This is a genomic window from Rhizobium sp. Root1220 (assembly GCF_001426265.1).
GTDB lineage: Bacteria > Pseudomonadota > Alphaproteobacteria > Rhizobiales > Rhizobiaceae > Rhizobium.
On the sequence record NZ_LMDG01000023.1, the window covers coordinates 198,924 to 221,364 of the forward strand.

The 22,441-nt window shown below is 60.1% G+C and carries 20 protein-coding genes and 2 riboswitches; of the genes, 8 read left to right on the forward strand and 12 right to left on the reverse strand.

The features are described 5' to 3' along the window. The first annotated feature begins 124 nt into the window (after window positions 1-124). Window positions 125-1,306, forward strand: coding sequence for an acetyl-CoA C-acetyltransferase (locus tag ASC90_RS15340; RefSeq protein ID WP_056542038.1), 1,182 nt, complete (start codon window positions 125-127; stop codon window positions 1,304-1,306). A 66-nt stretch (window positions 1,307-1,372) separates the two neighbouring features. Next, window positions 1,373-2,098 (forward strand): beta-ketoacyl-ACP reductase, encoded by a 726-nt coding sequence (locus ASC90_RS15345; RefSeq protein ID WP_056542040.1) that lies wholly within the window; start codon window positions 1,373-1,375, stop codon window positions 2,096-2,098. Here ASC90_RS15345 and ASC90_RS29405 read toward each other — a convergent pair. The 7 genes from ASC90_RS29405 to metA all read right to left on the reverse strand — a co-directional run bounded on the left by ASC90_RS29405 (window position 2,095) and on the right by metA (window position 8,517). Continuing rightward, complete coding sequence (locus ASC90_RS29405) at window positions 2,095-2,247, reverse strand: hypothetical protein (RefSeq protein WP_200950908.1); 153 nt, start codon at window positions 2,245-2,247, stop codon at window positions 2,095-2,097. The genes ASC90_RS15345 and ASC90_RS29405 overlap by 4 nt on opposite strands. Before the next feature lie 389 nt (window positions 2,248-2,636). Next, a complete protein-coding gene (locus ASC90_RS15350) occupies window positions 2,637-3,365 on the reverse strand; it encodes an SIS domain-containing protein (RefSeq protein WP_056542041.1) in 729 nt (242 codons plus the stop codon). A 14-nt stretch (window positions 3,366-3,379) separates the two neighbouring features. Beyond that, a complete protein-coding gene (nagA, locus tag ASC90_RS15355; RefSeq protein WP_056542043.1) occupies window positions 3,380-4,531 on the reverse strand; it encodes an N-acetylglucosamine-6-phosphate deacetylase in 1,152 nt (383 codons plus the stop codon). Next, entirely contained in the window at window positions 4,531-5,562 is a 1,032-nt protein-coding gene (locus tag ASC90_RS15360) for an SIS domain-containing protein (protein ID WP_056542045.1), read from the reverse strand. Before ASC90_RS15360 ends, nagA begins: the two co-directional genes overlap by 1 nt. Further along, complete coding sequence (locus ASC90_RS15365; RefSeq protein ID WP_056542047.1) at window positions 5,559-6,332, reverse strand: GntR family transcriptional regulator; 774 nt, start codon at window positions 6,330-6,332, stop codon at window positions 5,559-5,561. The genes ASC90_RS15360 and ASC90_RS15365 overlap by 4 nt, the downstream gene beginning before the upstream one ends. Before the next feature lie 121 nt (window positions 6,333-6,453). After that, entirely contained in the window at window positions 6,454-7,476 is a 1,023-nt protein-coding gene (locus ASC90_RS15370; protein WP_056542048.1) for an aldose epimerase family protein, read from the reverse strand. A 117-nt stretch (window positions 7,477-7,593) separates the two neighbouring features. Next, on the reverse strand, window positions 7,594-8,517 hold the full coding sequence (metA, locus tag ASC90_RS15375) for a homoserine O-succinyltransferase (protein WP_056542050.1): 924 nt from the start codon (window positions 8,515-8,517) through the stop codon (window positions 7,594-7,596). Window positions 8,518-8,552: 35 nt separating this feature from the next. After that, a riboswitch (SAM riboswitch) is annotated at window positions 8,553-8,630 on the reverse strand. Between the two features lie 150 nt (window positions 8,631-8,780). Here metA and ASC90_RS15380 point away from each other — a divergent pair. Continuing rightward, window positions 8,781-10,607 carry an ABC transporter ATP-binding protein/permease gene (locus ASC90_RS15380; RefSeq protein ID WP_056542052.1) on the forward strand — a complete coding sequence of 609 codons (1,827 nt, stop codon included), beginning with the start codon at window positions 8,781-8,783 and terminating at the stop codon, window positions 10,605-10,607. 3 nt (window positions 10,608-10,610) lie between these two features. Here the strand turns inward: ASC90_RS15380 and ASC90_RS15385 are convergent, their stop codons facing one another. The 4 genes from ASC90_RS15385 to ASC90_RS15400 all read right to left on the reverse strand — a co-directional run bounded on the left by ASC90_RS15385 (window position 10,611) and on the right by ASC90_RS15400 (window position 14,433). Then, the gene (locus ASC90_RS15385) at window positions 10,611-11,234 is read right to left on the reverse strand and encodes a DUF5666 domain-containing protein (protein WP_056542055.1); all 624 of its coding nucleotides are present in this window, start codon (window positions 11,232-11,234) and stop codon (window positions 10,611-10,613) included. Between the two features lie 141 nt (window positions 11,235-11,375). Further along, window positions 11,376-13,199 carry an ABC-F family ATP-binding cassette domain-containing protein gene (locus ASC90_RS15390; RefSeq protein ID WP_056542057.1) on the reverse strand — a complete coding sequence of 608 codons (1,824 nt, stop codon included), beginning with the start codon at window positions 13,197-13,199 and terminating at the stop codon, window positions 11,376-11,378. 4 nt (window positions 13,200-13,203) lie between these two features. Continuing rightward, the gene (locus ASC90_RS15395) at window positions 13,204-13,854 is read right to left on the reverse strand and encodes a thiamine diphosphokinase (RefSeq protein WP_056542059.1); all 651 of its coding nucleotides are present in this window, start codon (window positions 13,852-13,854) and stop codon (window positions 13,204-13,206) included. A 45-nt stretch (window positions 13,855-13,899) separates the two neighbouring features. Then, window positions 13,900-14,433 carry a MarR family transcriptional regulator gene (locus ASC90_RS15400; protein ID WP_056542061.1) on the reverse strand — a complete coding sequence of 178 codons (534 nt, stop codon included), beginning with the start codon at window positions 14,431-14,433 and terminating at the stop codon, window positions 13,900-13,902. A gap of 117 nt (window positions 14,434-14,550) precedes the next feature. On the opposite strand from ASC90_RS15400, the gene ASC90_RS15405 reads away from it, so the two are divergent. The 5 genes from ASC90_RS15405 (at window position 14,551) to ASC90_RS15425 (ending at window position 21,467) form a co-directional block, all read left to right on the forward strand. Then, on the forward strand, window positions 14,551-16,086 hold the full coding sequence (locus ASC90_RS15405) for an MDR family MFS transporter (protein ID WP_056542062.1): 1,536 nt from the start codon (window positions 14,551-14,553) through the stop codon (window positions 16,084-16,086). 58 nt (window positions 16,087-16,144) lie between these two features. Then, window positions 16,145-16,259, forward strand: a riboswitch (TPP riboswitch). A 42-nt stretch (window positions 16,260-16,301) separates the two neighbouring features. Next, window positions 16,302-17,330: a thiamine ABC transporter substrate binding subunit gene (gene thiB / locus ASC90_RS15410; RefSeq protein WP_056542064.1), complete on the forward strand. Its 1,029-nt coding sequence runs from the start codon at window positions 16,302-16,304 to the stop codon at window positions 17,328-17,330. Continuing rightward, on the forward strand, window positions 17,330-18,964 hold the full coding sequence (gene thiP / locus ASC90_RS15415; RefSeq protein WP_056542066.1) for a thiamine/thiamine pyrophosphate ABC transporter permease ThiP: 1,635 nt from the start codon (window positions 17,330-17,332) through the stop codon (window positions 18,962-18,964). Before thiB ends, thiP begins: the two co-directional genes overlap by 1 nt. Continuing rightward, entirely contained in the window at window positions 18,957-19,673 is a 717-nt protein-coding gene (locus ASC90_RS15420; RefSeq protein WP_056542068.1) for an ATP-binding cassette domain-containing protein, read from the forward strand. Before thiP ends, ASC90_RS15420 begins: the two co-directional genes overlap by 8 nt. A gap of 249 nt (window positions 19,674-19,922) precedes the next feature. Continuing rightward, window positions 19,923-21,467 (forward strand): M48 family metalloprotease, encoded by a 1,545-nt coding sequence (locus tag ASC90_RS15425; RefSeq protein ID WP_056542071.1) that lies wholly within the window; start codon window positions 19,923-19,925, stop codon window positions 21,465-21,467. 50 nt (window positions 21,468-21,517) lie between these two features. On the opposite strand, the gene ASC90_RS15430 is transcribed toward ASC90_RS15425, so the two are convergent. After that, window positions 21,518-22,381: an RNA polymerase factor sigma-32 gene (locus tag ASC90_RS15430; protein WP_056542073.1), complete on the reverse strand. Its 864-nt coding sequence runs from the start codon at window positions 22,379-22,381 to the stop codon at window positions 21,518-21,520. Window positions 22,382-22,441: the final 60 nt, after the last annotated feature.

A 22,441-nucleotide genomic window follows, 5' to 3' on the forward strand; every position in this document is an offset into this window, starting at 1 on the left:
GTAGACATAATTTGTCTCAATGTAAGCGATCACGAAAATAGCTGGGCGACTCTTGGCGTTTGACTTGAGAGCGAAGCTTTGTCAGTTTCACTCTACATCTGGTGGAGTTAATGAGGAGATCCGCATGTCCAGTTCGTCCATCGTCATCGCCGGTGCAGGCCGCACGGCTGTCGGTTCGTTCAACGGAGCTTTTGCCACGGTTCCCGCCCACGAACTCGGGGCGGCTGCCGTAAAAGGTGCGCTGGAGCGTGCGGGTGTCGATGCCGCTGAAGTGGATGAGGTTATTCTCGGCCAGGTTCTGGCGGCAGGCGAGGGCCAGAATCCGGCGCGGCAGGCAGCCATGAAGGCCGGCGTACCCAAGGAGGCGACATCATGGGGCGTCAACCAGCTATGTGGTTCGGGCCTGCGCGCGGTCGCTCTCGGTATGCAGCAGATTGCGCTTGGTGACGCGAAGATCATCGTCGCTGGCGGCCAGGAATCGATGTCGATGGCACCACACGCAGCGCATCTGCGCAGCGGTGTCAAAATGGGCGACATGAAAATGATAGACACCATGATCAAGGATGGGCTCACCGACGCCTTCTTTGGCTATCACATGGGTGTCACAGCGGAAAACATAGCGCGCCAGTGGCAACTTACCCGCGAAGAACAGGATCGGTTTGCCGTTTCCTCGCAAAACAAGGCGGAAGCTGCCCAGAAGGCGGGGCGGTTCGCTGACGAGATCATTCCGTATGTCGTCCAGTCGCGGAAGGGCGACGTGACGGTGGATGCGGACGAATATATCCGCCACGGAGCGACGCTCGATGCGATGGCGAAACTTCGCCCTGCCTTCGACAAGGAAGGTACAGTCACGGCTGCCAATGCATCTGGCTTGAACGACGGCGCCGCTGCTGCCGTTCTCATGACCGAAGCAGAGGCGTCGCGCCGGGGAATCCAGCCGCTCGCCCGCATCGTTTCGTGGGCGACCGCCGGCGTTGATCCGCAGGTAATGGGGACAGGTCCAATCCCGGCTTCGCGCAAGGCGCTGGAAAAGGCGGGCTGGTCGGTCGGCGATCTTGATCTCGTCGAGGCCAACGAAGCATTTGCGGCACAGGCCTGTGCCGTCAACAGGGATCTCGGGTGGGATCCGGCGATCGTCAACGTCAACGGCGGCGCGATTGCGATCGGCCATCCGATTGGCGCATCCGGCGCCCGCGTGCTGAATACTCTTCTGTTCGAGATGAAGCGTCGTGGAGCCAAGAAGGGACTAGCGACTCTCTGCATCGGCGGCGGCATGGGCGTCGCGATGTGCTTTGAAGCTTTTTAAATGGCCTACAATTCATATCTCAATAAAGTCCCCGCAGGATAGCGGGGCTTACAAAGGGAGCGGAACATGAGCAGAGTGGCTGTCGTCACCGGGGGAACGCGCGGGATCGGTGCCGCAATTTCCGTGGCGCTGAAGAGCGCCGGCTATCGAGTTGCCGCCAATTATGCCGGCAATGACGAGAAGGCCAAGGCTTTCCATGAGGAAAGCGGTGTGCCGGTGTTCAAGTGGGACGTATCCAATTACGAGGCCTGCGGCGAAGGCATTGCCAAGGTCGAGGCGGAAATCGGCCCGGTTGAAGTGCTCATCAACAATGCCGGCATCACGCGCGATGCCATGTTCCACAAAATGACGCCGCAGCAATGGCACGAGGTGGTCAACACCAACCTCACCGGTCTCTTCAACATGACGCATCAGGTCTGGAACGGCATGCGCGACCGTAGTTTCGGCCGTGTCGTCAATATTTCATCGATCAACGGCCAAAAAGGCCAGATGGGACAGGCGAACTACTCGGCTGCGAAGGCGGGAGACCTCGGCTTCACCAAGGCGCTTGCTCAGGAGGGCGCGACAAAGAACATCACCGTCAACGCGATCTGCCCGGGCTATATCGGCACGGAAATGGTTCTTGCGGTTCCGGAGAAGGTCCTCAGCGAGCGGATTATCCCGCAGATACCAGTCGGTCGCCTTGGCGAACCGACAGAGGTGGCGCGCTGCGTCGTCTTTCTCGTCTCGGATGATGCCGGTTTCATCACCGGCTCGACTCTGACGGCAAACGGCGGCCAGCTGCTCGTTTAGCGGATGGAGGCTGTCAGCCCGTTGTCACGGCTCTCGACCTGTTGCGAATAGCCGTGCGACGTGTTGGCTGGGCCATACGGGTTTATGGATGCTGCATAGGTAGCGGCCGCAATCGTCAAAAGTGCTGCCGCGCCGATGATTTTAGTCATTGTCCCAACTCCGGATTCCCAATGGTGCATTGGTCGTTCAGCCCGGTGTCGATATTTGGGCCGATTCAAGGAATTATTTGGCTGTTCTTCCGACCTTCGGATGGCGTCCCGCCCGTGCCCTGACGGGCACCTTTTGCATCGTTTGACTTTCATCGCGCAACGCAGCGAGAGTCGTTGTCGCAAAGGCAGCCGCAATTAGGATGGCGACCGCGGAATTTGAGATTATCTGAAGCATGGATGCATTCCTCGTCGAAGCGCCGACGAAACATTTCGCCTAGCTGTTCCTGAAGGAAATATGCGCCTCGACCCTCGGCTTCGGTAGGCCGCCTTTGGCGACCGACTGTCACCGTGGCGTTGACAATATGCACTTGCGGCGCCGATAATCGTTATCAGAGGTGTGGATTGCGCGGTCGGTATTTTTTCACCAAGCGCTCGTTCACGGCGGCGGCGCCCGGCATGTTGGCGCTGAGATAAATCGGTGCATCACCGGTTTTTGCCAGTTCGGAGGCAACTTCGGCGAAAATGGCATTCAGCACCGTTGCGCCCAATGCCGTCGAAGCTGGCCCGACCTTCAAATCCGTACCGGCAAGATCGATCAATGCGTCCCCGGGGGGAAGACCGTTGTCGAGCACGATGTCAGCGATGTCCGCAAGGCGGCGACGTCCGTTGGCCACTGCGCTTGAGTAGGCGACCGACGTGATGGCGATGACCGTCGCACCGACTTCGTGGCCATAATCGGCCGCTTCCACCGGAGCGGCGTTTACCCCGGAGTTCGAAACGATGATGAAGACATCGGCTGGCTGCATGCCGTAGCGCTCGAGGGCCGGCCGCACCAGCCCCTCCGTTCGCTCGTATACGGAACTGATTACCGCACCCTCATGCAACATGGCGGAACCGACCAGCACCGGCACGGCAAAGGCAAGGCCGCCGGCGCGATAGTGAACCTCTTCCGCCAGCATATGCGAGTGGCCAGTGCCGAACACATAGACGCGCTTATCGTTGCGCGCGGCCTCGAGAATCACGGAGGCGGCTGTGGCCATGGGGTCCGCCAGCTCTGTCTTCAAAGTCTGAAGCCGCCGGATCAGGTCGGCAAAATAAGTGTCGGTGATTGCCGTCATCGCTTTTCCTCGATCTAGGCTGCTTCGCCGCTGATCCAAGTCCGCGTGACTTCGATTGCGTCGGTCAGGTGGACGAGATCCGCGCGTGAACCGGCGGAAAGATGGCCATGGTTCTTGAGGCGCAGAAAGCGTGCCGGGTAAAGTGATGCCATGCGGAGAGCTTCCGAAAGCGCAAGGTCGAGATAGGTGACGCCATAACGGATCGTTGAAGCCATATCGACATCGGAGCCGGCAAGCGTGCCATCTGAAAGGACCAGCTTGGAGCAGAAGCCGCCCCGCTCACGGCGGACTGTCCGGCCGTTCAACGTGAAGGTCTCCCGATCGGAACCGACGAGTGACATCGCGTCGGTCACGAAGAACAACTTGCCTTCGCCACGCTTTGCCCGCAATGCCGTTCGGAGTGCCTTCGGGTCGACATGGTGCCCGTCGGCGATGATGCCGCACCAGACTGAGGGGTGATCGATCGCTGCGCCTACCAGACCGGGCGCGCGGTGTCCAAGCTGGCTCATGGCATTGAAGAGATGCGTCACGCCCCTTGCACCGGCGTCGAAGCGCTCTTCCGCAGCCTCGCTCGAGCAGTCGGAATGGCCGATGCTGACGATGACGCCTGCCTCGCTCAACGCGCGCACCTGGCGAGGGGTGACCTGCTCGGCAGCCATCGTCACGAGAAGCGTACCTATCGACTGCCTTGCTGCGATCAGCGCTCGTACGTCGCTGTCTTCGACGGGACGCATGAGCTGGGCGAGGTGTGCTCCCTTGCGCGCCGGGGCCAGATGCGGTCCTTCAAGATGCAGGCCCGCCACGCCCCGGTTTGTCTTGACGGCGTCTGTTGCTGCTTCGATGGCCGCAGTTGTTGCATGCGCGGTGTCGGTGATCAGCGTCGGCAAAAGGCCCGTTGTGCCATAGGGCCGGTGGCCTTCGGCAATCATGTGCATTGAGGCAACGGAAGGCTCGTCATTGAGCATGCGTCCGCCGCCGCCGTTTACCTGCGCGTCGACAAAGCCTGCAGACAGAATGCCGCCGTCGAGATGGACTTGTTCGCCAGCCGGCAGATCATTCTTCGCAAGGATTGCCTCGACGCGCCCATCCGAAACGATGAGCGCCTTGTCGTCGTGGAAACGGTGGCCGTCGAAGATCCGCGCACCGGTGAAGATCTTCCTGGTCATCAGACCGTCTCCGTGACCTTGAGCAGGTTTGCCGGCTTGTCCGGGTCGAAACCCTTGCGGCGGGTGACCGACTCGATCAGGCGATAATAGACAAGCAGCGATACCAGTGGGTCGAGAAGCCCGTTGCCTGTGCTCGGCACGCGCAGATTGGCACCGGACAGCGGCTGGGTCGAGAACGGCACAGTGGTCGCGCCCAGCTTCTGCAAGCGCTCGAGTGCCTGGACGTTGTTGACATAGGCCGGATCATCAGGCGTGAAGGCGACGATCGGAAACCCCGGCTGAACAAGGCGCATGGGGCCATGCATCAATTCCGCAAGGGAAAACGCCTCGGCGTGCAGGCCAGCCGTTTCCTTCGCCTTCAGCGCTGCTTCGAGCGCAATGGCAAAGGCAGGGCCTCGACCAGCAGTGTAAAGCGAGGTGGCGTTAAAGAGAACATCCTCGGCTGCTGCTGTGTCGATGCCGTTTGTCGCCAGAAGTGCTTCGGGAAGTTTGTCCAGTGCGGCGTGGAGATCGCGCTTGCCGCCGATGGCGGCAGTGACGCCGGAGAGAGCGGCGACGGAGGCGATAAACGACTTGGTTGCCGCCACGCTCTTCTCGGCGCCCGCGTTCAGGTTGAGAACGATGTCCGCTTGCCTGGCGAGCGGGCTGTCCGTGACATTGACAACGGCGATCGTCGTCGCGCCACCACGCTTGGCCGCGTCCTGCAATGCAACGATGTCCGGGCTGGCGCCGGATTGCGACACGGTGAAATGGATCCCGCCCTTGAGGTGCAGCGGCGCGCCGTAGACCGAGGCGATCGAAGGGCCGACCGATGCGACGGGCACGCCGCAGGTGATCTCGAAGAGGTACTTGAAGAAGGTTGCGGCGTGGTCCGAAGATCCGCGTGCGGCTGTTGTCACCACGCTTGGTGCACCGGAAGCGAACAGCTTGGCGATCTCGTCAAAGACCGGTTGCTCCTTCTGAAGAAGCGTTGCCACAACCTCCGGCGACTGCTGGGCTTCCTGCAACATCAGCGATTGGCTCTCACTCATAGGTCATCTCCAATTCTCAATTCTGCAACAAAATCATACGCATCGCCTCGGTAGTGCGAGCGGGTATATTCAACGACGCGTTGGTCCTCCAGGCGGGAGACGCGTTCGATTAGAAGTGCCGGTGCACCTGCCTTGACGCCGAGCGCGGCAGCCGACGACGGATCGAGTGTGACCGCTGTCAGGCGTTGAAGAGCACGAACGGGGCGATGGCCGCTTGCGGCCAATGCCTCGTAGAGCGAGCCCTCGCCACCGGAATTTTCTCCAAGGAACTTGACGGGCACGACCGCGCGCTCGATTGCCAGTGGCAGGCCATCGGCAAGGCGCAGACGGTCCAGCCGAAGAACCGGCTCGCCGAGACCCAGGCCAAGCAGAAACGCTTCGTCGGGCGATGGCGTATTGACGGTTCGCGCCAGAATTCTTGCAGCAGGCGCGCGACCGCGGGAATGCATGTCGGCCGAAAAGGAAGAGAGGCGCCAAAGCGATTGCTCCATCCTCTCGACCTTGCTGGAAACGAACGTGCCACTCCCATGTCGCGATTCAAGCGTACCCGCGTTCATCAGCCCGCGGTATGCGGTGCGAACCGTGACGCGGCCAACCCGTAGAGCTTCGGCAAGGTCGCGCTCGCCGGGCAGCGCCGTGCCAGGCTTCAGCAAGCCTTCCTGAATCAGACCAGTCAATGCCTGCGCCAGCCGCTTGTAGAGCGGTCCGGCCAATGCTTCGTCGCGAAGCCCTCGACTGTTGAGTTCGGCTATCAGACTGGTTCTATCCATGCCGTGATAATAGAACCTATTTAGAACCAATCGCAAGCGTGAAATGGAACGACAATGAAAAACCCTCGCAGATGGGCTGCGAGGGTTGATAGGCCTGACGTTTTACAGCTGTGCGTCAGCGTCAGTTCTTGGAGAAAATATAGTCGGTTTCCTGCCGCAGCACTTCGCCGGGGCGCAGGACTGCGTTCGGAAAGGCCTCGTGGTTGATTGCGTCCGGCCAAATCTGCGTTTCAAGGCAGAAGCCAGCGAAGGGCCCATACTTGTGGCCGCCGATCCCAGGGACGGGCGTGTCGAGCTTGAAGCCGGCATAGAACTGAACGCCGGGCTCAGTCGTGCGGACCTCCAGTGAAACGCCGGAGTGGAGGCTTCGGGCGAGTGCAACGGAGCGCTTGGCCGTGCGCTCGCTCGAAAGGCAGAAATTGTGGTCGTACAGCGCCTGCTCGCCGCCGTCGAAGCGTTTCATCGGCGACATCTCGCGGAAATCGAAGGCAGTGCCGGCGACAGGCCGCACCTCGCCGGTCGGGATTTGCCGCTCATTCGTAACGAGATAGCCGTCGGCTGCAATCATGATGTCGTGACCGAGCGCGTCCTCGCGGCCGTCGAGATTGAAATATGCATGCTGGCAGACGTTGGCCAGGGTGGGTTGGTCCGAGGTCGATTCGTAGACGACGGAAAACTCTCCGTCGCCATGCACCCGATAGGTCACCTGAACGATGCAGTTGCCGGGATAGCCGGCGCGACCATCGGGATCGACGATCGTCAAGACCACCTGGTCGGCGGTATGCTCGACGATCGTCCAGTTGCGCTGGGCGAGATTGTCGCGTCCGCCGTGGAGGTGGGTAACGCCGTTCTCGTTCAGGTCGAGCTGAAAAGCTTTGCCGTCGAGAACGAATTTGCCGTCTCCGATCCGGTTGGCGCAGCGACCGGGTGTCGCACCGAAATACGCGGAGTGGGCCGGGTAGCTGTCAAAGTCGTCGAAGCCGAGCAAGAGCGGTGCATCGTGGCCGTCAAGGCGGAGATCCTGGATGACCGCGCCCCAGGTCATGATCTTGGCGGTCAGCCCGCCACCCCGGATTTCGACACGATAGACGGGTTCGCTCGTCTTTGTCCGCCCGAAAACTTCCCGCTCCAACATTTCCGTCATGACGCCCGCCCAGATATATCTTTGAATGAGGCACGGAACCTGCCTTCATTTGCCGCAAACCGCAACCGCTGTGCCCCAAAAAAGAAATGCCGCCAATGAGGCGGCGCAGCTTCGAGATCAGCCGGCCTTGCCGATCTCGTTGAGATCGTAGGACGTCGTTTGGTAGATCTCGTTGATCCAGTTACCAAACAGCAGATGGGCATGGCTGCGCCAGCGGTTGTGGGGTGCCAGCGCCGGATCGTTGTGTGGGAAGTAGTTGTGCGGCATCTTGATCGGTACGCCCGCATTTACGTCGCGGAAATACTCGTCGGAAAGCGATGTCGAATCGTATTCGACATGGTTGAACATATAGAGCCGCCTGCCCTTGCGCTCATGCACGAGGCAGATGCCCATTTCGCTGGATTCCATCAGGACTTCCAGGCTCTCCGATTTTTCGATGTCGGCGCGGCGCACCTCTGTCCAGCGTGAAACCGGCACTTCGAAATTGTCCGAGAAACCGTTCAGGTAGACGGAGGATGGCTTCAGGTTGCTGTGACGGTAAACCCCGAAGGCCTTTTCCTTGAGTTCGTACTTCGGAACACCGTGGAAATGGTAGATCGCGGCCATCGCTCCCCAGCACACATTCATCGACGAATGGACGTTGGTCTCCGTCCAGTCGAAAATCTGCTGCATTTCACTCCAATAATTGACGTCCTCATAGGGAAGCATCTCTATCGGCGCGCCGGTGATGATGAAACCATCGAACTTCCGGTGCTTCACTTCCTCCCACGTTTGGTAGAAGGAGAGAAGATGGTCTTCAGAGGTGTTCTTCGCCTTGTGATTTCCGACGCGGATGAGCGACAGTTCGACCTGCAGCGGCGACGCGCCGACGAGGCGTGCCATCTGCAGTTCGGTCTTGATCTTGTTCGGCATCAGATTGAGAAGCCCGATCTGCAGCGGTCGGATGTCCTGACGGATCGCCGCCGTCTCGGTCATCACACGCACACCTTCCTGCACAAGGGTTTCAAAGGCGGGCAGGGTATCGGGGATCTTGATCGGCATAGCGGTCACTCGATGAAAAAAACGAAAACATCGCTATCGGTCCGCACGCGGCCCTTTAGCAACTTTTTTAACGTGGCTGCAAGCCGGCCGGCCAAATCACCACGGAGTGGTTTAAATAGCCCTAGTCGGGCCGCGAATCAATGGCCTATAGGTTTGGCTCGCGCACCCGCAGTAACTCACGCATTAATGCATGCTAGAAACTGTTTCTAGACAGGCTGAATCATCATGTTATTCAGATATGGTAGGCGGCGTAAGGACGTGTAATGGCAGATGACGTGAAAGACAGGCCGAGCATTCAGGGTCAAGACAGGGTCGGATACGACCTGAGCCTGATTTACCGGCTTAAAGTCATGTTTTCCGCGTTCTGGAGTTCTAGGGTGCGTGGGCGTGTGCTCGTCCTGTCGACGGCCTTGATTGCCGTCATCCTTGCCACGGCCTATGCCACCGTCATCCTCAATCAGTGGAACGCGCCCTTCTATGACAGCATCACACGGCGTGATCTGCCGGGGTTCTTCCATCAGTTGAAGGTCTTCGCGGTCATTGCCGGTACGCTGTTGCTGCTTAATGTCATCCAGGCCTGGTTCAACCAGATGACGGCGCTCTACATGCGCGAGGGCCTGACGCGAGATCTGGTCGACCAGTGGCTGCAGCGCAAGCGGGCACTTCGGCTGGCATCGAGCGGCCTCATCGGCGTCAACCCCGACCAGCGCATGCACGAGGACGCGCGCAACCTGGCGGAGAGCACCACCGGCCTCGTGATCGGACTTGTACAGTCGACAATCCTTCTGGTGAGCTTTATCGGCGTGCTGTGGGAGCTCTCAAGCGGATTCGTCTTCCACTTCGGCACCCATAGCTTTTCCATTCCGGGATATATGGTCTGGGCTGCGATCTTCTATGCGGCCTCGGCCTCGGTGCTCAGCCAGTTGGTTGGCCGCAAACTCGTCAAGTTGAATGCCGATCGCTTCTCCAAGGAGGCAGAGCTTCGCTTTGCCCTGATGCACGCCAACGAAAACATACCTGCCATCACCGCTGCGCGCGGCGAGGAAAACGAGCGTGGCCGCATCAATACCGATATCAGTGCGGTCCTGGCCGTCATCAAGCGGTTGGCAATGGCCACTGTCAACCTGACATGGGTTTCGGCCGGTTACGGCTGGCTCGTTGTCGTCATTCCGATCATCGTCGCGGCGCCGGCCTATTTTTCGGGCGGACTTACCTTCGGCCAGCTGATGATGTCTGTCGGCGCGTTCAATCAGGTCAATACGGCTCTTCGCTGGTACGTGTCGAATTTCGGACCTATTGCCGAATGGCGCGCCACCCTGATGCGCGTCACCGATTTTCGTCAGGCGCTGACCACCATGGGCGACAAAGTCGATCTCAAGGAAATGATTGCCTACGAACGAAGCGCGCCCGGTACGCTGACACTCGACCATGTGAGGATCGCCGCCAAAATCGATGAGGAAATCGACCAGTGCGGCGGCTTCCGGTTGCATGAGACCAGCGTTACGATCAAGGCCGGCGAGAAGGTGATGATCAATGGCGATCACAATATAAACCGCAAGCTGCTTTTCCTTGCGCTCTCCGAACTATGGCCCTGCGGCGGAGGCAAGATCGGCTTGCCCCCCGCCGACGATATACTGTTCGTCCCGCAATCCGCCTACATTCCGGGTGGCACGCTTCGCGAGGCGCTGGCATTCCCGGAGCCCGCGGATACTTACAAGGACGATGATATTCACGCCGCTCTTGAGACGGCGGGGCTGCACAAGCTGATTGCGCGCCTCGACACGCGTGCGCGCTGGGACAAGCTTCTCGATTCCGACGAGCAGCGGGCGATCGGTTTTGCGCGGTTGCTTCTCGTGCGGCCCCGCTGGGTGGTGTTCGACGAAGTGCTGGAAGGCATGGAACCGGATTGGCAGTCCACGATGATGAACGTCCTGCTTTCCATGCCGGAGAGCACAATGATCTATATCGGACGTTCCGAAGCGTATCTCGAGGCCTTTCAGCCGCGGGTGCTACATCTCGAAGGGCTGGCGGCGAAGCCGGAAGCGAAGGCGCCCGCAAAGGCGCCAAACGCACCAGCACCGGCACTCTGACCCTTACATCGGCGGGACGACGCCGTTCGTGCCGACGGTGACCTGTGCCGCGGATACGGCGCCATCGGTCGATTTTTCGCCCATGACGATCACGCGTGCGCCGGGTGTCAGGTCCGTCTTGCCAGCGGGTGCGAAGGTGACGATCGGCGTGTCATCGGCGATGGATATGGTCTTTTCCTTGCCCTGGTAGGTGAGCGTGATGCTGTGGCCGTTGACGGATTTCACCGCCTTCGCAACGGTGGCATTGGTCATCGTGCTATTCGGCTTCAGGTCCCATGGGCGGCTACCTTCGCCCGTGCCTTTCATCGCGGCCGGAAAGATCAGAACCTCCAGCGCGCCATCACCGCCGTCCGCGCTCGGCAGCGACGCTACACCAACAAAATCTCCCGGCTTGATGTCTTCGACCGAAGCCTTGGCGATGCCAGCGACTTTCCAGCCAGGTTTCAACATGACTGTCTGATCAGCACCCTCTCTTGTCTTGACGACAAGCGTGTCGCCGCTAAGGCTTTCGATCGCGCCGCGCACGCGCACGCGCTGGGCGTCTTCTGCCGAGGCGGTTTGTGATGCGATGACGAGAATGCCAGCGGCAAGCGCTGCAGCCATTGAGGTGTTGAATTTGCGGGACATGCTCTTTCTCCTTGCGGTCGCCCCGTGGGCCAGACCGCTCGGCGTCAGCTTAGTCCCGGCGAGCGAATGCTGACGAATCAATGAAACGTGAGAGATTGTGCGCCTAAGCGGCGGAACAATTCGGTCGAAGGGGAGGACCGTTCAGCCCTCCAGTTCTTCCCGCAGCATTTCGAGTTCCAGCCATTCCTCTTCCATCTTTACCAGGCTGTTGCGAAATTTCTCCATCTCGGCAGCCAGTCGGTTGAAGGTGGCAGGATCCTTGGAGAAGAGGTTCGGGTCCACCATTTTTTCCTCGCGCTTGGCGATTTCGGCTTCAGCCTTTGCCATCTCCTTCGGCAGGTTCTCGAGTGCGAACTTTTGCTTGAAGGAGAGCTTGGCTTTGTTCTTCGGTGGTTCTGCTGCCGTGGCCGTGTCCTGACCCTTGGCCTTCTCGGCTTTTTCCGCTTTCCTGCGCTCGTCGGCAGCACCCTTTCGTTGGGTCAGCATATCGGAATAGCCGCCGGCATATTCTATCCAGCGGCCGTCCGGCGCGTCTGGGACAGCCGGGGCAATGGTCGACGTGACAGTGCGATCGAGGAAATCGCGATCATGGCTGACGAGGATGACGGTACCTGGAAAGCCTGCGACGATTTCCTGCAACAGGTCCAGGGTTTCGATGTCGAGGTCGTTGGTCGGCTCGTCGAGGATCAGCAGGTTTGCCGGGCGCGACATGATGCGCGCCAGCATCAGGCGGGCGCGCTCACCGCCGGAAAGGCTCCTGATCGGCGTGCGAGCCTGCTCGGGCTGAAACAGGAATTCCTTCATGTAGCCGGTGACGTGGCGCTGTTCGCCGTTGACGAGCAGGTTGTCGCCGCGACCGTCCGTCAGATAATGCGCGAGCGTTTCTTCGGGGTTCAGATCCTCACGCTTCTGGTCGAGCGTGGCGATTTCGAGATTGGTGCCGAGTTTGATTGTGCCACTGTCCGGATCGAGCTGGCCGGTCAGCATTTTCAGCAGTGTGGTCTTGCCGGCACCGTTCGGTCCGACAAGGCCGATGCAATCGCCGCGATGGACGCGGATCGAAAAAAGCGTGACGATCGACCGGTTGCCGTATGCCTTGGTGATCTTGTCGGCTTCGATGACAAGCTTGCCGGATTCCTGCGCATCAGAAACGGTCGCCTGCACCGTTCCCTGCGGTCCCTTGTGGCCCCGATAGCTCGAACGCATCGTCTGCAATTCGCCGAGGCGCCGCATATTGCGCTTGCGTCGAGCGGTGACACCGTAGCGCAGCCAGTGTTCCTCGCGCTCGATCGCCTTGCCGAGCTTGTGCTGCTCCAGCTCTTCGGCCTCCAGCACCTGGTCGCGCCAGGCTTCAAAATGGCCAAAGCCGCGGTCGAGCCGGCGGGCGGTGCCGCGGTCCAGCCAGACGGTGGCGGTGGAGACCTTCTCCAGGAAGCGCCGGTCGTGCGAGATGAGAACGAGTGCGCTGCGGGTCTTCTGCAATTCGCCTTCCAGCCATTCGATGGTGGGCAGGTCTAGATGGTTGGTTGGCTCGTCGAGCAGCAGAATATCAGGCTCCGGCGCAAGGACGCGTGCGAGCGCGGCGCGTCGTGCTTCACCGCCCGAGAGGTTCTTCGGCTCTTCGTCGCCGGTAAGCCCAAGATGCGATAGCAGATAGGTCACGCGATAAGGATCGTCGCCGGGTCCAAGGCCGGCCTCGGCATAGGCCTGCACCGTCTTGAAATCAGCGAAATCGGGTGCTTGCTCCAGGTAGCGCACCGTCGATGACGGATGACGAAAGACCTCTCCCGACTGTGCCTCGACCAGGCCGGCAGCAATCTTCAGGAGCGTCGACTTGCCCGAGCCGTTGCGGCCGACAAGGCAAATCTTGTCGCCGGGCTCGACCTGCAATGCCGCGCCGGCGAGCAGCGGCGCACCGCCAAAGCTCAGGAAAATGTCATCGAGTTTCAGAATGGGAGGTGCCAAATAATCAGACTCCGGAAAGATCGTAGGGGCGGGCGAGCACTATGGCGCGGCCGCTTTCAAGCGAGAAGCGCACCTTGCCTTCCGCGACGTTGGAAATGGTGCGCGACGAGCCGAAGGGCAAATGGAAATCGGCCAGCGGATAGCGGGCGTTTTCGATGGACAGACCACGAAGCTCGCTGAAGCCCGGGACGGAGAAGACGCTGCCCGGCGGCAAGTCCAGTTCGATGTAGCCCCGGATAAGCGGCGAAGCCTCCTCGCTGCCGGATGTCAGCAGCACATCGAAGCCTTCCTCGGCCAGGTTGACAGCATAGAGCAAATGCTGGACCGCATGATCCGAGCGTTCTCCGGCGAGCGCGCCAGCAAGGATCAAGCGCCTTGCGCCGCGTCGGATCGCTTCCGAAACGGCGATTTCGCCGTCGGTCGACGCTTTTGCTGCGGGGTAGGGTTGCTTCGGAACGTCTTCAAACATGGCTTCGAGATCGGCGGGCGTGGAATCGAAGTCACCAACCCAAAGCTCGGGCACCACCCCAAGCGTGGCCGCGTGCCGCATGCCACCGTCAGCGGCAATAAAACGTGTTCCCGTGACCGTGTCGCGCAGCCGATCGGTCTGTTGCAACTCGCCGCCGAGCAGGATGGTGAAGGTAGACTGGCTCATGGGCATTGCCCATAGCGCAAAGCGGGGAGAAAGGGAAAGGGTCGGTCAGGCTTCGTCAGCCATATCTCTGGCGTGCGCGTGAAAAACCTCTTCGAAACCCGAGATGAACTTCTCGAAGAGTTCGCCGAAAATCTCCACTTCCTGAGGTTTCCAGTCCGCGACGATCTCGGAGATGATCGCGAGCTTCTGCGCCCGCAATTCGGAAAGCAGCCTCTGGCCGAGCGGCGTCATCACGACGACGATCCGTCGCGCGTCGGCCTGTGACGCCTTGCGCATCAGAACATCGCGGCTGACCATGTCTGCGACGACCCGGCTTGCCCGCGACGGATCGATGCGCATCATCTCGGCGATGGTGCCAACAGTGACCTCTCCATCGGCCTGGGCGCGCCGAACGACGTCGAGGACATCAAGATGCGTCAGCTCAACGCCGGGGGTGACGCTCTGGATGGCAAGCCGCCCGATCAGTCGGCGCCCCATCATCAGCCGCATTCGCGTCATGCTCTGGCCGATGCGAACAACGCCTTCGTCGCTCTTTTCGCGGCTGTTCAGGTCCTCAAATTGCAGTTGGTTTTCGCGCATCCGATGATCATAGCAGAGCGAACGAGCGATGAGAATATGCTGATGTCATTTATATGACGTTGACATTTGTATGCTAATAGCATATAAATGACGCTTGCCAATTCGGAACGAAGCCCCATGGACATGCAGATTACCCAGTCGCCGCTAGTGACGGACCATCGTCGGCGGCTCATTCTTTTCCTATTCCTGATGAGCGCCATGTTCATGGCGACGCTGGACAACCAGATTGTCTCCACGGCACTCCCGACGATCGTCGGCGAATTCGGCCACATCGAGCGCTTTGGCTGGATCGGCTCGGCCTATCTGCTGTCTCTGAGTGCCGTAATGCCGCTCTATGGTAAGCTTGGCGACCTCTTTGGCCGCAAGTACGTGATGATGACGGCGATTGCGATCTTTACAGTCGGCTCTGCTGTCTGCGGCCTTGCGGTATCGATGAACAGCCTGATTGCCGCGCGGGTGCTCCAAGGGCTCGGCGGCGGTGGAATCATGGTCTCGATCTTCGCCGTCAACGCCGATCTCTTCGAACCGCGCGAGCGTGCACGGTATCAGAGCTACTCCAGCCTGGTGCTCATGGCGTCAGGGGCGATCGGGCCAGTTCTCGGCGGAACGATGAGTGACCTCTTCGGTTGGCGCTCGATCTTTCTTGTGAACATTCCGATCGGACTTATCGTCTTCGTCGGGCTGGCTTTCATGCTGCCCTACCGCAAGCCGCACCGCCGGCCGAAGATCGACTATGCGGGCGCCTTGCTGCTCGCGATGACGACCACCTGCATCGTACTGATGGCCGATGGTACCGAACTGTTCGGTTCCCTGATCGCTCCACAAAGCCTCGGCGTCATCGCGCTCGGCATTATCTGCGCCGTGGCCTGGGTATTCGTAGAGCGTCGGGCGCCGGAGCCGATCGTGCCCTTGCCGCTCTTTCGCAATTCCACCTTCAGCCTGCTGCTCGTCATGTCGATCATGAGCGGAGCGATCGGTATCGGTATGGTCAACTACTTCGCGCTCTTCCTGCAGACAACGACCGGTCTGTCGCCGTCGGCTGCCGGCGTGCTGTTCGTTCTGTTGACGGGTGGCATCGTTTGCGGCTCGCTGTCGGCCGGGCGTGTCATATCGTCGACGGGACGCTACAAGCCCTTCGCGATCGCGAGCCTTGCCTGCAGCGCCATCGCTTTTGCTTTGATTGCGCAGGTGCAGGCCGGCACATCGATCTATCTGATCGGCGCGATCATGGCGTTCCACGGCATAGGCATCGGTCTGGCGCAGCAGGTTCCGGTGATTGGCGTCCAGAATGCGGCACCCGCGCGTGATGTGGGCGCGGCGACCGGCTCGGTCACTCTCTCCCGCATGGGCGGCGCGTCGATCGCGATTTCAATCTACGGCGCAATTGTCGCGTCACAATTGAGCAAGGTCGGTGGGACCATACCCGGCGTGGCGGATATCGAGCAGCTGACGCCAAAGATGATGGCGGCGCTGCCGGATGCGGCGCGGACGGCCGTCGAGACGGCCTATGCGAATGCGTTCACGCCTCTGTTCATGACTTCCTGCGCCATCGCGCTCATCGGGCTCGTTGCCGCCGTTTTTCTGAAGCCGGTGCAACTGCCTCGAGCTGGTGAGGCAAAGCATCCCGCTCGTGTCGAGGAGGCTGCCGAATAGTGGCAAGGGACGGCGTTGTTCGTCCTTGCCAGATGCCAGCCATGGCGATACATCTGCAGACGCTCTAACGGGGTGCTGGGTGTCGTTTCGACACTTGGCTGAGAGGCTTGGCAAGCCAACCCGCGGAACCTGATCCGGCTAACACCGGCGGAGGGATTAGACGCGTGACACCAGGCACCGCCCTTTTCCTTCAAAAAACCAAGAGGAGAGGTGCCATGTTCAACCTTATATCCAAAAGACATTCGGGCGTTGCCTCAGCACTGGCGCTTCTTGCCGGTCTTGCTGCCACGAGCGCGCGGGCCGCCGACAAGACCTTGACCGTATATACCTACGAGAGTTTCACGTCGGAGTGGGGACCGGGACCGAAGGTCAAGGAGGCGTTTGAAAAAACCTGCGGCTGCCGCGTCAACTTCGTCAGTGTTGCCGATGGCGTTGCGTTGCTTTCGCGGCTCAAGCTGGAAGGTGCAGGCACAAAGGCTGATGTCGTGCTGGGCCTCGATACCAACCTCATCACCGAGGCCAAGGCGACAGGGCTCTTCGATCAAAGCGGCATCGATGTCAGCGCGCTCAAGGTGCCCGGTGACTATAGCGACGACGTATTCGTGCCATACGACTACGGTCATTTTGCCGTAGTTTATGACACGCAAGCGATCAAAAGCCCGCCCCAGAGCATGAAGGATCTGGTCGAAGGCGATCCATCGCAGAAGATCGTCATCGAGGATCCGCGCACCTCCACGCCCGGCCTGGGTCTGTTGCTGTGGGTGAGGTCGGTCTATGGCGACAAGGCGCCGGAAGCCTGGGCAAAGCTCAAGAACCGCATCTTGACGGTGACTCCCGGATGGTCGGAGGCCTACGGGCTGTTCACCAAGGGCGAGGCACCCATGGTCCTCTCCTACACCACTTCACCTGCTTATCACATGGTCGCCGAAAATACCGAACGCTATCAGGCGGCTTCTTTCTCCGAGGGTCACTACATCCAGATCGAGGTAGCAGGTCTGCTGAAGAACGCACCGGACAAGGACCTCGCTCGAGATTTCCTGAAGTTCATGGTCACGCCCGGATTTCAGGACACCATTCCCACCAACAACTGGATGATGCCGGTGTCGGCGACATCGCAGCCTCTGCCCGACGCTTTCGCCAAGCTCGTCAACCCGTCGAAGACCTTCCTCATGCGTTCTGACGAGGTTGCAAGGAACCGCAAGGCGTGGATCGACGAATGGCTGGCTGCCATGAGCATGAACTGATGCTCCTGACGAAGGCCGAGCGGCGATATGCGATGACTGGCGGGGTGGTGAGCCTCGCCGGCATCGCTGTTTTCGTCGGCCTTGCAGCGCTGGCATTGCTTCTTTCCAGCGGCACGTCGTCGATCGTCCCGGCTGTTACCGATCCCTACATTATTCGCGTTCTTCGTTTCACTCTGATGCAAGCGGTGCTCTCCACCGTGCTTTCCATCGCCTTCGCCATCCCCGTGGCACAGGCATTGGCACGCCAGCCACATTTCTGGGGCCGTATCTGGATTATCCGCCTCATGGCAGTGCCGATGGGTCTCCCCGTGCTGATCGGTGCACTGGGTCTGATCGGGATCTGGGGCCGGCAAGGCATCTTGAATTCCCTGCTGGCAGCCTTCGGCATGGCCGAACCGGTCAGCATCTATGGGCTGGGCGGTATCCTGTTGGCGCATGTCTTCTTCAACATGCCGCTTGCCTGCCGGCTGATGCTGGCGGGCCTGGAACGGGTGCCGGCCGAATACTGGTTGATGGCGAGTGGCCTCGGCATGCGGCCCTTGGCGATCTTCCGTTTCATCGAATGGCCTGTGCTGCGCTCGATTATTCCGGGTATAGCCGGGCTGATCTTCATACTGTGCGCGACGAGTTTCACGCTGGTGCTGACCCTTGGCGGCGGGCCGGCCGCGACGACGATCGAGGTCGCGATCTATCAATCTCTCCGCTTCGATTTCGATCCCGGCAGGGCGGTGGCACTGTCGCTGCTGCAAATCGTTCTGACGGCGCTCATCCTGGGTGTGCTGGCACTGCTGCCTACTGCCGGTGACGAGGGTGAAACAGCCGGAAGGGGCATCAAGCGTCCCGACGGACGATTGCCGGGGGCAAGGTTTGTCGACAGCGGGTTGCTGTTTGTCGCGGTGCTTTTCCTGGGTTTGCCGTTGATGTCCGTGTTGGTCGCGGGCCTGCGATCCAATCTTTATAAACTGATGACGGAGCCGGTCTTTTGGCAGTCAACGGCGACGAGCCTCGCCATCGCGCTTTTGGCCGCCATCCTGTCACTCGCGCTTTCGCTGATGTTGGTGCGTGCCCGCCACGCGATTTCACTTCAGGCCGAGCGACAAGCGAACGTCCGGACGCTTTCCGCCTTGATGGGGGGCGCCTCCTCGCTGGTTCTGCTGGTGCCACCAATTGTACTTGCGACCGGCTGGTTCATGGCGTTGAGAACCGTGGGCGATGTCACCACCTATGCGCCGCTGCTGATTGTTGCCATAAACGCGCTGATGTCCCTGCCTTTCGTCATGCGTGTCCTTGAGCCCGCTTATGTCATTCATCAGCGACGCACGCAGAAACTGGCTGCGAGCCTTGGCATTTCCGGTTGGGCGCGGCTACGTCTGGTCGATGGCCCGGGTTTGCGCACGCCGCTGCTGACTGCGCTCTCCTTCGCAATGGCGTTGTCGCTTGGGGATCTTGGCGCCGTTGCACTGTTCGGCTCCGATAGTTTCATCACACTCCCCTGGCTCGTCTACAGCCGCATGGGCAGTTACCGGACAAACGATGCGGATGGGTTGGCATTGATTCTCGGCATGGTCTGCCTGCTTCTGACCATTGCTGGCACGATGGGGCAGCCGCGGCGGGAGGCGGCTCTTCATGGCTGAGGCGCAGTTCGCGATCGAGATGCGCAATGTCGGCCTTCGCCTCGGGGCGCAGGATTTTGATCTTGACTGCCGGCTTCCCGCCGGTGCCGTAATCGCGGTAACGGGAGCGTCCGGCGCTGGCAAGTCGACTCTCCTCAACCTGCTGGCGGGGTTCGACACGGCTGCTCGGGGACAGATCATGATCGCCGGACAGGATGTCACCGGAGATCATCCGTCCAGACGGCCTGTTTCGCTGGTCTTCCAGGACAACAACCTCTTCGCGCACCTGGATATCTTCACCAACGTCGGTCTTGGCATTGATCCCGGCATGAAGCTCACGGTGTCGAATCGCCTGGCGGTCGCCAACGCACTTGAGAAGGTTGGACTTGCCGGTTTTGAACGACGGATGCCTGCCACGCTCTCGGGCGGGGAACGGCAACGGGCGGCATTTGCCCGCGCTCTTGTCCGCAAGCGCCCGGTACTGTTGCTCGATGAGCCATTCGCAGCACTCGATCCAGCGCTGAGAAGCGACATGGCGGCTCTGCTTCTGGGTGTGCACCGTGAAAGCCACAATACCGTCGTCGTCGTTTCGCACGACCCGGACGAAGTCCGTCGCATCGCCGGCTTTGCTGTCTTCATCGATGGCGGCAGGATCGCGGTAGCAGCTCCAGTTGCCGACTTCCTCGCCCGCGAGGATCACCCCGGATTGAAGCAATTTCTCCACAGCTGACGAATATGTACGTGGCAACGGCACTTTCGCCATAATTTGAGTCGACCGAGAGACTCCCTAGCCACGTAGGCTTGCTAAAATCCAACGGCGCCACATTTAGTTAGAGTCTCGCTATGCAACCGATGCGGAAATCAGTTACAGCAAAGACTTGTGTCCCCGATTGTGCCTTGCAGGAACGGGGATGGATGCCGGTTGAACCATAATGTAAGAGACCGGAGCGCGAGGGAAGCGCGACGGCCGACAAGCACGATGACTCGGAGAGCCAGACTGGACAGATTGACGACGTGGAAATTGCCCGCGCCTTCCAGTGATGGTTTTTTTGCAGCGTGCCGGTGGGTCCGGAGGACGTCGGTCGTCTCTGTTGCGACCCTGGCGCTCTACGGCTGCCAGTCCGCTCTTGAGCAATCATACCAGCCGAGCGTTGCTCCGTCGTCAAACCCGCAGATCGTCGATGAAGTCCAGAAGAACGATCCGCGCGCCGCGATGGGGGCGCGTGAGCATCCGCGCATTGTGGCGAGCTATGGTGGAGAGTATAAGGACGCCAAGACCGAGCGGCTCGTTGCCCGCATCGCCGGCGCTCTGACAGCGGTCTCCGAGAATCCAAGCCAGTCTTACCGCATCACCATCCTCAACTCTCCGGCTATCAACGCCTTTGCGCTGCCTGGGGGCTACCTCTACGTGACGCGTGGCTTGCTTGCGCTCGCCAATGATGCATCCGAAGTTGCGGCGGTCCTTTCTCACGAAATGGGCCATGTGACCGCCAACCATGGCATCGAGCGACAGAAGCGTGAGGAGGCTGAGGTCATCGCCAGTCGTGTCGTTGCCGAAGTCCTCTCGAGCGACATTGCCGGCAAGCAGGCACTGGCGCGCGGCAAGCTGCGATTGGCGGCATTTTCGCGGCAACAGGAATTGCAGGCCGATGTTATCGGCGTTCGCATGCTGGGCGAGGCGGGCTACGATCCCTACGCGGCCACTCGTTTCCTCGATTCCATGGCCGCCTACAGCCGCTTCATGTCGGTCGATCCGGAAGCCGACCAGAGCCTCGACTTCTTGTCGAGCCATCCAAACTCGGCACAACGCATCGAGCTCGCGCGCGACCATGCCCGCGCCTTCGGTCAGGAAGGCAAAGTCGGCGATACCGGCCGGGACTATTATCTGGATGGCATCGACGGCCTTCTTTATGGCGACAGTCCCGAGGAAGGCTATGTTCGCGGCCAGACTTTCCTGCATGGCGGGCTTGGAATTCGCTTCGACGTGCCCCCGGACTTCAAGATTGACAACAAGGTCGAAGCCGTCATGGCGACCGGCCCGGGCGATGTTGCCGTCCGCTTCGACGGCGTGGCGGATAACCAAAACCAAAGCCTGACGAACTATATCTCCAGCGGATGGGTGACCGGGCTTGATCCGTCAACGATCCGGCAGATCACGGTCAACGGGATGGAGGCGGCAACCGCTCGTGCAAGTGCGGATCGTTGGGATTTCGACGTCACGGTCATCCGCAACAATTCCCAGATTTTCCGCTTCCTGACGGCTGTGCCGAAAGGCAGTCCGGCATTGCAGCAGACGGCGGATGTGTTGCGCGCCAGCTTCCGCCGCATGACACCGGAAGAGGCTGCGTCGCTGAAGCCGCTGCGTGTTCGGGTCGTCACTGTCCGCGCAGGCGAAAATATTACCACGCTTGCGGCGCGCATGATGGGTACGGATCGAAAACTCGACCTCTTCAAGCTCATCAACGCCTTGCCGACGGGCGCGTCGGTTTCTCCCGGCGAGCGGGTGAAGATCATTTCCGAGTAGAACCACCCGGTTTTTGCCGGGCAGTTGTGTCACTGGGGCAGTAAGCTGAATTAGGCCGAGGCGCTCATGTAGGGATCGGCGCTGACAAGTGCCGTGCGGAGCTTTTCCATAGCGCGACTTTCGATCTGACGAACGCGCTCCTTGGAGATGCCGAGAACAGTTCCCAGTTCCTCAAGCGTCGCGCCGTCCTCGGCCAGCCGGCGTGCGCGAATGATCTTCATCTCTCGTTCATTGAGGTGCGTTAATGCCGAAGCCAACCAGACCCTGCGGCGTTCGCCGTCGATCATGTTCGATACCTGCTCGTCGGGAAGAGGTTCGTCGCTGACGAGAAAGTCCATTTTTTCTGCGCTGTCGCTGTCACCCGAGATTGACGGAGCTTGCAAAGATGCATCGTTGCTCGACAGCCTGGCATCCATTGTCTGGACGTCGGAGAGGCTCACGCCAAGGGCTGCGGCGATTTCCTGATGAATGGATTGGAGTGTAAGCTGTGTATCGCCCTTCGCAAGCTTCGCGCGCAGCCGACGCAGATTGAAGAAGAGCGCCTTCTGGGCAGAGCTCGTGCCGCCACGCACGATCGACCAATTGCGCAGGATATAGTCCTGTATGGACGCTCGGATCCACCAGCTTGCGTAAGTGGAGAAACGCACGTCGCGCTCCGGCTCAAAGCGTGCGGCGGCTTCCAGAAGGCCGACATACCCTTCTTGAACGAGATCGCTCATAGGCAAGCCGAAATTACGAAACTTTCCCGCCATGGAAATGACCAGTCGCATATGCGCCATGGCTATCTGGTTGCGGGCGCCGCGGTCTTCATTGTTCTTCCAGCGTATTGCGAGAGCATGCTCTTCTTCGCGAGCGAGGTAGGGCGCCGCCATGGCGATTTTGATCATGCGTCGATCTGCAGACATGTTCTTCATATCGATCTCCTGAATTCAGGCGTCGCGCCAGGTTCGAAAATGAGCAAAGAATATTCACCT

Bases quoted from the DNA above. Each gene is read 5' to 3' on its own strand.
- ASC90_RS15340 (WP_056542038.1), top strand. From the start codon at position 125: ATGTCCAGTTCGTCCATCGTCATCGCCGGTGCAGGCCGCACGGCTGTC.
- ASC90_RS15345 (WP_056542040.1), top strand. From the start codon at position 1,373: ATGAGCAGAGTGGCTGTCGTCACCGGGGGAACGCGCGGGATCGGTGCC.
- ASC90_RS29405 (WP_200950908.1), bottom strand. From the start codon at position 2,247: ATGACTAAAATCATCGGCGCGGCAGCACTTTTGACGATTGCGGCCGCT.
- ASC90_RS15350 (WP_056542041.1), bottom strand. From the start codon at position 3,365: ATGACGGCAATCACCGACACTTATTTTGCCGACCTGATCCGGCGGCTT.
- nagA (WP_056542043.1), bottom strand. From the start codon at position 4,531: ATGACCAGGAAGATCTTCACCGGTGCGCGGATCTTCGACGGCCACCGT.
- ASC90_RS15360 (WP_056542045.1), bottom strand. From the start codon at position 5,562: ATGAGTGAGAGCCAATCGCTGATGTTGCAGGAAGCCCAGCAGTCGCCG.
- ASC90_RS15365 (WP_056542047.1), bottom strand. From the start codon at position 6,332: ATGGATAGAACCAGTCTGATAGCCGAACTCAACAGTCGAGGGCTTCGC.
- ASC90_RS15370 (WP_056542048.1), bottom strand. From the start codon at position 7,476: ATGACGGAAATGTTGGAGCGGGAAGTTTTCGGGCGGACAAAGACGAGC.
- metA (WP_056542050.1), bottom strand. From the start codon at position 8,517: ATGCCGATCAAGATCCCCGATACCCTGCCCGCCTTTGAAACCCTTGTG.
- ASC90_RS15380 (WP_056542052.1), top strand. From the start codon at position 8,781: ATGGCAGATGACGTGAAAGACAGGCCGAGCATTCAGGGTCAAGACAGG.
- ASC90_RS15385 (WP_056542055.1), bottom strand. From the start codon at position 11,234: ATGTCCCGCAAATTCAACACCTCAATGGCTGCAGCGCTTGCCGCTGGC.
- ASC90_RS15395 (WP_056542059.1), bottom strand. From the start codon at position 13,854: ATGAGCCAGTCTACCTTCACCATCCTGCTCGGCGGCGAGTTGCAACAG.
- ASC90_RS15400 (WP_056542061.1), bottom strand. From the start codon at position 14,433: ATGCGCGAAAACCAACTGCAATTTGAGGACCTGAACAGCCGCGAAAAG.
- ASC90_RS15405 (WP_056542062.1), top strand. From the start codon at position 14,551: ATGGACATGCAGATTACCCAGTCGCCGCTAGTGACGGACCATCGTCGG.
- thiB (WP_056542064.1), top strand. From the start codon at position 16,302: ATGTTCAACCTTATATCCAAAAGACATTCGGGCGTTGCCTCAGCACTG.
- thiP (WP_056542066.1), top strand. From the start codon at position 17,330: ATGCTCCTGACGAAGGCCGAGCGGCGATATGCGATGACTGGCGGGGTG.
- ASC90_RS15420 (WP_056542068.1), top strand. From the start codon at position 18,957: ATGGCTGAGGCGCAGTTCGCGATCGAGATGCGCAATGTCGGCCTTCGC.
- ASC90_RS15425 (WP_056542071.1), top strand. From the start codon at position 19,923: ATGACTCGGAGAGCCAGACTGGACAGATTGACGACGTGGAAATTGCCC.
- ASC90_RS15430 (WP_056542073.1), bottom strand. From the start codon at position 22,381: ATGAAGAACATGTCTGCAGATCGACGCATGATCAAAATCGCCATGGCG.